This window comes from Halovibrio salipaludis (assembly GCF_002286965.1).
Classification (GTDB): Bacteria; Pseudomonadota; Gammaproteobacteria; order Pseudomonadales; family Oleiphilaceae; genus Halospina; species Halospina salipaludis.
Map to the genome: position 1 here is coordinate 182470 of NZ_NSKD01000005.1, position 7799 is coordinate 190268.

Here is a 7799-nt window from a genome sequence, read left to right on the forward strand (position 1 = left end):
CGGAAAGAAGGGACTGAAAGCGGATGGCCCGGTACGGCGTACCGGGCACTGGAGGCGGGATTATACCGGACTCCGTCAGTGGATGTCTTTCCAGTATTCGCGGTTCAGCAGGTACGCGAAGATGAAGAAGACACCGATGAAGATCAGCACGTAAACGCCAATGCGCTTGCGATCCATCAGGGCCGGTTCACCGAGATAGACCAGGAAGTTGGTCAGGTCATACATGGCCCGGTCGAATTCCTCGGGCTCCATGCTGCCCTCAATCGCCCAGTCATCGCAGATATCATCCCCAACCACCTCACCGGTGGAAGGATCAACCTTGGATTCCTGACCGATATGCGGAGGCTCCGCACAGAGGCCGCCCTGATTGACCATCACATGGGGCATGCCTACGTTGTCGAAAACCGCGTTGTTCACGCCATGAGGCCGACTCTCGTCCTTGTAGAAAGCGCGCAGGTATGAGTAGAGCCAATCCGGTCCGTTCACCCTTGCGGTCAGGGTCAGATCCGGCGGCGCGGTGCCGAACCAGGAAGCGGCCTGTTCTTCCGGCATACCGATCTTCATCAGCTCCCCGAAACGGGCATCCGTAAAGATCAGGTTCTGTTCATACAGTTCCTTCGGAATCCCCAGGTCCTTGGCCACCCGCTTGTAACGGGAGTACTCCGCCGAATGGCAGCCCATGCAGTTGTTGGTGAAGATCTGGGCACCACGCTGGAGCGAGGACTGATCGCTCAGATCCGGCTCCATACTGTCGAGGTTGCCCCCTCCCCCGGCCGCCGAAGCGACGACCGGCATGCACATAGCCAGTATTACAGTCAGAAGCTGTTTCATTTGGTAGTCACCCTCTCCGGAACCGGTTTCGTGGACTCCATCCGCGTGTAGAACGGCATCAGGATGAAGTAGCCGAAGTAGATGGCTGTGCCGATCTGCGCGAGCATCGTCTTGATCGGCGTCGCCGGTTCAGCACCCAGATAGCCGAGCATTACAAAGCTGACCGCGAACAGCGCCAGCGCGCCACGGCTGAACCAGCCCTTGTAGCGCATCGAGCGCACCGGGCTCCGGTCAAGCCACGGCAGCACGAAGAGGATGGCAATGGCGGCACCCATCACGATGACACCCCAGAACTGCGAGGAGAGCCCGAACAGATTGAAGGTGATCGCCCGCAGCATCGCGTAGAAGGGCGTAAAGTACCATACCGGCGCAATGTGGTCCGGTGTCTGCAGCGGATCCGCCTCCTGGAAGTTCGGCTTCTCAATGAAATAGCCGCCCATTTCCGGGAAGTAGAAGACAACAATGGCAAATACCGCCAGAAAGACCGCGATCGGAACCAGGTCATGCACGGTGTAATAGGGATGGAACGGGATACCGTCTTTCGGCTTGCCGTCTGCATCCTTGTTCTTCTTGATGTCGATGCCATCCGGGTTGTTGGATCCGACCTCATGCAGAGCGAGGATATGCAGAACCACCAGCCCGAGGAGCACAATCGGCAGTGCCACCACGTGCAGCGCGAAGAAACGGTTCAGGGTCGCGCCCGAGATCAGGTAATCACCCCGGATCCACAGCGCCAGATCCTCACCGATGCCGGGAATGGCACTGAACAGGTTGATGATTACCTGGGCGCCCCAGTAGGACATCTGCCCCCAGGGAAGCACGTAGCCCATGAAGGCTTCCGCCATGAGGATCAGATAGATCGCCATGCCGAAGATCCAGATCAGCTCACGCGGCTTCTGGTAGGAACCGTACATCAGGCCCCGGAACATGTGGAGATAGACGACCAGGAAGAACATGGAGGCGCCGGTGGAGTGCATGTAGCGCAGCAGCCAGCCGTATTCCACGTCCCGCATGATGTACTCAACCGAGGCGAACGCGCCCTCGGCCGTAGGCGTGTACATCATGGTCAGCCAGATGCCTGTCAGCAGCTGGTTGACGAGAACCAGCATCGACAGCACACCGAATACGTACCAGACGTTGAAGTTCTTGGGCGCGTAGTACTTGCTCATGTGGCGCTCGAAAGCGTCCACAACCGGCAGCCGCTCGTCGACCCACTGAATCAGTTTATTCATGCTGCGTCCTCCGGATCCAGGCCAATGGCGATGGTCTGACCGTCATCCTCATAGCGATACGGTGGAATCTCGAGATTGGTCGGGGCGGGAACGCCCGTGAACACCCGACCCGAGAGATCAAACTTGGATCCGTGACAGGCGCAGAAGAAGCCGCCGGGCCAGTCATCCCCAAGACCTTCAGCGCCTTCCGTAGGCCTGAAGCTGGGCGAGCAGCCCAGATGGGTACAGATACCAACCACAACCAGGAACTCTGGCTTGATCGCACGGGCATGGCCCTCAATGTAGGAGGGCTGCTGGGGCTCTTTGGATTCCGGATCCTCCAGGCGGTCAGAGATCCCTTCAAGATTTTCCAGCATTTCCGGCGTGCGCCTTACGACCCAGACCGGCTTCCCACGCCACTCAACGGTTATCCGCTGACCAGCATCGATCTTTGAGATATCCACCCTGCGTGGGGCCCCAGCTGCCTCAGCTTTGGCACTGGGCCACCAGGAACTGACAAACGGCACCGCGGCTCCAACAGCCCCGACGCCACCAACAACCGTCGTTGCGCCCACCAGAAAGCGCCGCCGACCGTGGTTCACGTCGCCATTGTTCATACTGGCCTTCTCCCATTAAGCATTCGCGTGCCGAGGCGGTCATTCGACACACTCGGTTGGCTCCTGATTCGGTCGCGATCAACCCGGATCAAAACGACCAAATGTTATTTAAATCAGTCACCGCTTACAAGCTTGCAACCTTCCATTGCCCGACACAAAAAGGCCCGATCTGCAAATCGGGCCTTCCGGGGGCAGCCGCCGGAGACGGCTTAGCGCTTGGAGTACTGCGGCCGCTTGCGAGCCTTGCGGAGGCCGACCTTCTTACGCTCAACCGCGCGGTCATCACGCGTCACGTAGCCGGCACGGCGCAGCGCAGGGCGCAGCGTCTCATCATAGTCCATCAGCGCACGTGTCAGGCCGTGGCGAACCGCCCCGGCCTGACCGCTGGAACCACCACCGCTGACGGTGATCTTGATATCGAATCGGTCTTCGGCGTCGGCAACCACCAGGGGCTGCTTGACGATCATCCGGAGGGTATCACGACCGAAGAAGTGCTCCAGGGACTGCCCGTTGACTTCGATGTTACCGCTGCCGGGCTTGATAAAGACCCGTGCGGAAGACATCTTGCGACGACCGGTACCGTAGTTATAAGTAGCTGACATAATCGCCTTCCGTTTAAATCTCGAGTTGCTGGGGCTGCTGTGCGGCGTGCGGATGCTCGTCGCCGGCATAGACCTTGAGCTTCCGGAACATGGCACGACCCAGCGGACCACGCGGCAGCATGCCCTTCACTGAGTACTCGATGACACGCTCGGGATGACGCTGGATCATCTCCTCGAAGTTCATCGAACGCAGCCCACCCGGGAAGCCGGTATGGCGATAGTAGTGCTTCTGCGTGCTTTTCCTGCCGGTCACGCGCACTTTTTCCGCATTGATGACCACAATGTAGTCACCCGTGTCCACATGGGGGGTAAATTCCGGTTTATGCTTGCCCCGAAGACGACGGGCAATTTCCGTTGAAAGACGCCCCAGCGTCTTGTCAGCCGCGTCCACCACGAACCAGTCGCGTGTAACGCTTTCCGGTTTTGCACTCTGAGTTTTCATGAATCCCGCCTTGAATCAATAAGCTATGACGTCACGTCCTGCGAGGGCCGCGACGTGTAATCACAACCAGGTATCGAACGGGTCCGCATCGGGGCTGGGCTGCGGATCCCGCCAAAAGCCAGGTGCGGCATTATACCGGAGCACCCGGCTTCTGCAAACCCTCGGTGTCCAGTCGTTGCATGAACAGGCGCCGGGTATTGTCGCGGATTGCCGCAACAATCTCCGCCGGGGGCTCTTGCCGGAGGCTGCAGAGGGTATCCAGTACCCATGGCAGATTCAGCGGCGTGTTTCCGTCCCTGGGCACTCCGTGGGGAGGCAGGCCCGGCGCATCCGTTTCCAGCACCAGCGACTCAAGAGGCAGCTGTGCCATGACACGCCGGGCCCTGCTGGCCCGCGGGTGCGTGATAATGCCGCTGACGCCGATAAAACCGCCCTGACGGACCAGCGCTTCGGCCTGTTCCCTGGAGCCGCTGAAACCGTGCATCAGGAACGGAAGGGTGAACCCGAGCCGGCGCAGCAGTGCCAGCACCGTGTCGTGGGTTCCCACGCTGTGGATCAGCAACGGCCGATCATGGCGCCCGGCCAACCGGATCTGGGCCTCGAAAACCGACTGTTGCTGCGTCAGCGCCGGCCCCTTTTTCCGGTCCAGCCCGCACTCTCCCACCGCCAAGAGATCGCTGTTGGCGGCAAGAAGCTGGTCCAGCTGTTCGAGACTGTCGTCTCCGGTGCCATCCACCCACCAAGGGTGGAGACCCGCTGCCGGCGCCAACATCGAGTGAGCGCGCGCCAGCTCCAGGATTTTCTGCCAGCCTTCAGGTACAGTGCCGGGCACCACGATCCGGCGGATCCCGTTTGCGGCGCATTCGGAAAGCAGTTGCTCCCGCCGGTCATCAAACTGAGGGAAATCGATGTGGCAGTGGGCATCGATCAGCCCCTGCGCGGATGCTTCACCGTTCCTTGGTCTTGTGGAAGGCCACATCCGGATAACGCTCCTGCGCCAGCTGGAGATTGACCATGGTGGGCGCGATGTAGGTCAGGTTGTCACTCCCGTCCAGAGCCAGATTATCCTGGTTCCTGCGCTCGAACTCCTCAAGCTTCTTGGGGTCCTCACAGGTGATCCACCGCGCCGTTGCCACGTTGATGGGCTCATAGACGGCATCGACCCCGTACTCGTTCTTAAGCCGCGCCACAACCACGTCAAACTGGAGCGTCCCCACGGCCCCCACGATCAGGTCATTGTTGCGTACGGGCCGGAAGACCTGCACCGCGCCCTCTTCAGACAGCTGGATCAGTCCCTTCTGGAGCTGCTTGGCCTTCATCGGGTCGCGCAGCTGGATACGGCGGAACAACTCCGGTGCAAAGTTGGGGATGCCCGTGAAACGATCTTTCTCGCCCTCGGTGAAGGTATCACCGAGCTGGATGGTGCCGTGGTTGTGCAGCCCGATGATATCCCCCGCAACGGCCTCTTCGGCCCGCTCCCGGTCGCCGGCCATGAACGTCAGCGCGTCACTGATCCGCACGTCCTTGCCGATCCGCACATGATGGATCTTCATGCCCTGCTGATAGCGTCCGGAGACAATCCTGAGGAACGCGATCCGGTCCCGGTGCTTCGGATCCATGTTCGCCTGGATCTTGAATACAAAGCCGGAGAACTTCTCTTCGGTGGCTTCAACCGGGCGCTGCGTGAGTTCCCGGGTCTGGGGCGATGGTGCCCACTCGACCAGTCCGTCGAGCATGTGATCGACACCGAAGTTCCCCAGCGCCGTACCGAAGTAGACAGGCGTAAGCTCACCGCGGAGGAACGCATCCAGATCGAACTCATGGGAGGCCCCCTTGACCAGCTCAATCTCCCCGCGCAGTTCCTCTGCGTAGGTGCCGATCGCCTCATCCAGTTCCGGATTATCCAGGCCCTTGATCACGCGGCTGTCCTGGATACGGTGCCCCTGGCCCGATTGATACAGGATGACCTCATCCCGGAGCAGATGATAGACGCCCTGGAACTGCTTGCCCATGCCGATGGGCCAGGTGATGGGTGCGCAGGCAATGTTGAGCACATCCTCCACCTCGTCCATCAGCTCCACCGGATCCCGCACATCCCGATCCAGCTTGTTCATGAAGGTCAGGATGGGTGTATCCCGGAGACGCGTGACCTCCATGAGTTTGATGGTACGCTCCTCCACACCCTTGGCCGCATCGATCACCATCAGGCAGGAGTCCACTGCGGTAAGGGTGCGATAGGTGTCCTCGGAAAAATCCGCGTGACCCGGGGTGTCCAGCAGGTTCACCAGGCTGTCCTGATACGGGAACTGCATGACGGAGGTGGTTACGGAGATCCCGCGCTGTTTCTCCATCTCCATCCAGTCGGATTTGGCATGCTGCCCGGATTTCTTGCCCTTGACGGTCCCCGCGCTCTGCAGCGCGTTGCCGAACAGCAGGACCTTCTCAGTGATGGTGGTCTTACCTGCGTCCGGGTGGGAAATGATCGCGAAGGTGCGGCGTTTACGGACTTCTTCGGTGAAATCGCTCATGGCGTCGGGTCTGCTCTCTCTCTGGTACGCTCCGGCGAAAGGACGGCGATTGTAGCAGGTCAGCCGTTGCCGGCACGAACCGGCGAAAGCCCCAGTGACATAACGCGCGCGGCCTCGGTTCCCTCGGCTGTGCGATAGTAGCCAGGGCGGCTTCCCTGGTCCTCGAAGCCTTCACCGGCATAGAGGCGGTAGGCCGCCTGATTGGACTCACGTACCTCCAGGGTCAGCGTTGCCATACCCTCACGCTGCGTGGAGGCAAGCCAATAGCGCAGCAGATACCGTCCTATTCCCTGCTGCTGGAACTGCCCATGGACGCAGAGGTTCATCAGATGGCCTTCATCCAGCATGCGCCAGTCCACAATGAATCCGACGAGGGCATCGCCATACCAGGCGCCAAGAAACCGGTATTCGGCGCCCATACAGGTCAGGTACTGCCCCTGGCTCCAGGGATGGCGGGAGGCGGTCTGCTCAAGCGCCATCATCACGGGAAGGTCAGACTCATCCAGTGTGGTCATCGCCAGCTGGCTCTGTTCCAGACGGAGACTGCGCATTCCGGGGGTCACTGGCTCCGATCCCGCCCCACCAGGGGCTTCATGCGCTCCCAGAGTGACCGCTTGGCAGCCGGTTCCGCCAGAAGCTCACCCAGTGTCTGTTCCGAAGACATCACCACGGCATGCCCCTTTGATGACAGCGCTGACGCCACTGCCGTGCGCACCTCTTCGCCCAGGATGATCCACTGGCGTGAGGGCGAGCCACGCATAAGACGCTCCAGAACATACTCAAAGGTGGCGTCATCACTACCGGGGAGTTCAGGATTATCAAATGGCGGCCAGCGGAAAAAGATGGCCTCTTCCTGCACGGCCTCATCAAGGGCCCGAAGGATATTAAGGCCCAGCCTGTTCCCGGCCTCATACGGAAATTCTCCGGCGGCGGAAGCGGCCAGACTGAAGCGCTCCCCATGCCAGATCATGGCCGCGAACGCCTGCTGAGCCGCAACGGCGGTAGAGCTGGCGTCGGTTTCAGGCGCCTCCTCAACAGCGGGCTCCGCCGTTTCGGTGTCGTCACCGGACCCCAGAGCTTGCCGGACCGCATCCAGGGAGACACCCTGCCCCTCGAGGGCTGGCTGGGGCGGTGGGCGGGTGGCGCCCTTTGCCTTTGACACCACTGGTTTGTCAGGCTGGACCGCCATCACGGGCTCAGCCGGAGATTCCGGCGACGGTGCCGCCCCCGGCAGGGGCCAGCGGGCGCACCAGGGCTCGATCCCCAGGGCGGTCAGGTAATAGCGGCGCAGACGTTCATCCATGGCGTCATTATCACACACAAAAAAAAGCCCCGCACGGCGTAGCCGGGCGGGGCTTTGGGTATAGGAGCCTGACGATGACCTACTCTCACATGGGATCTCCCACACTACCATCGGCGCTGGGCGGTTTCACTTCTGAGTTCGGCATGGGATCAGGTGGTTCCCGCCCGCTGTGGTCGTCAGGCAAAAAAGGGTGTGGCAGGCAATGGAGTCTGGTGTTGCGTGGCGCTGGCTCAAGCGTTGATCCGGAGCATGCGCTGGGGTGTTA

General features: G+C 60.7%; 9 protein-coding genes and 1 rRNA gene. All 10 read right to left on the reverse strand.

Features of this window, described 5'->3' with window-relative positions; translation table 11 throughout:
- Window positions 1–75: 75 nt before the first annotated feature.
- Complete coding sequence (locus tag CK501_RS12220) at window positions 76–831, reverse strand: cytochrome c1 (RefSeq protein ID WP_095618024.1); 756 nt, start codon at window positions 829–831, stop codon at window positions 76–78.
- On the reverse strand, window positions 828–2063 hold the full coding sequence (locus tag CK501_RS12225) for a cytochrome b (RefSeq protein ID WP_095618025.1): 1236 nt from the start codon (window positions 2061–2063) through the stop codon (window positions 828–830). The genes CK501_RS12220 and CK501_RS12225 overlap by 4 nt, the downstream gene beginning before the upstream one ends.
- Window positions 2060–2659 (reverse strand): ubiquinol-cytochrome c reductase iron-sulfur subunit, encoded by a 600-nt coding sequence (gene petA / locus CK501_RS12230; RefSeq protein ID WP_095618026.1) that lies wholly within the window; start codon window positions 2657–2659, stop codon window positions 2060–2062. The genes CK501_RS12225 and petA overlap by 4 nt, the downstream gene beginning before the upstream one ends.
- A gap of 209 nt (window positions 2660–2868) precedes the next feature.
- Window positions 2869–3261 (reverse strand): 30S ribosomal protein S9, encoded by a 393-nt coding sequence (gene rpsI, locus CK501_RS12235; protein WP_095618027.1) that lies wholly within the window; start codon window positions 3259–3261, stop codon window positions 2869–2871.
- A gap of 13 nt (window positions 3262–3274) precedes the next feature.
- Complete coding sequence (gene rplM, locus CK501_RS12240) at window positions 3275–3703, reverse strand: 50S ribosomal protein L13 (protein ID WP_095618028.1); 429 nt, start codon at window positions 3701–3703, stop codon at window positions 3275–3277.
- Between the two features lie 130 nt (window positions 3704–3833).
- Complete coding sequence (locus CK501_RS12245) at window positions 3834–4682, reverse strand: TatD family hydrolase (RefSeq protein WP_095618029.1); 849 nt, start codon at window positions 4680–4682, stop codon at window positions 3834–3836.
- Window positions 4651–6231, reverse strand: a complete 1581-nt coding sequence (prfC, locus tag CK501_RS12250; RefSeq protein ID WP_095618030.1) for a peptide chain release factor 3 — start codon at window positions 6229–6231, stop codon at window positions 4651–4653. The genes CK501_RS12245 and prfC overlap by 32 nt, the downstream gene beginning before the upstream one ends.
- Before the next feature lie 59 nt (window positions 6232–6290).
- Entirely contained in the window at window positions 6291–6782 is a 492-nt protein-coding gene (rimI, locus tag CK501_RS12255; RefSeq protein ID WP_095618031.1) for a ribosomal protein S18-alanine N-acetyltransferase, read from the reverse strand.
- 8 nt (window positions 6783–6790) lie between these two features.
- Window positions 6791–7534, reverse strand: coding sequence for a hypothetical protein (locus tag CK501_RS12260; protein WP_095618032.1), 744 nt, complete (start codon window positions 7532–7534; stop codon window positions 6791–6793).
- A 66-nt stretch (window positions 7535–7600) separates the two neighbouring features.
- Window positions 7601–7715 (reverse strand): 5S ribosomal RNA (gene rrf / locus CK501_RS12265).
- Between the last annotated feature and the right edge of the window lie 84 nt (window positions 7716–7799).

Coding starts and splice junctions, on each gene's coding strand:
- CK501_RS12220 (WP_095618024.1), bottom strand. CDS start 831: ATGAAACAGCTTCTGACTGTAATACTGGCTATGTGCATGCCGGTCGTC.
- CK501_RS12225 (WP_095618025.1), bottom strand. CDS start 2,063: ATGAATAAACTGATTCAGTGGGTCGACGAGCGGCTGCCGGTTGTGGAC.
- petA (WP_095618026.1), bottom strand. CDS start 2,659: ATGAACAATGGCGACGTGAACCACGGTCGGCGGCGCTTTCTGGTGGGC.
- rpsI (WP_095618027.1), bottom strand. CDS start 3,261: ATGTCAGCTACTTATAACTACGGTACCGGTCGTCGCAAGATGTCTTCC.
- rplM (WP_095618028.1), bottom strand. CDS start 3,703: ATGAAAACTCAGAGTGCAAAACCGGAAAGCGTTACACGCGACTGGTTC.
- CK501_RS12245 (WP_095618029.1), bottom strand. CDS start 4,682: ATGTGGCCTTCCACAAGACCAAGGAACGGTGAAGCATCCGCGCAGGGG.
- prfC (WP_095618030.1), bottom strand. CDS start 6,231: ATGAGCGATTTCACCGAAGAAGTCCGTAAACGCCGCACCTTCGCGATC.
- rimI (WP_095618031.1), bottom strand. CDS start 6,782: ATGCGCAGTCTCCGTCTGGAACAGAGCCAGCTGGCGATGACCACACTG.
- CK501_RS12260 (WP_095618032.1), bottom strand. CDS start 7,534: ATGGATGAACGTCTGCGCCGCTATTACCTGACCGCCCTGGGGATCGAG.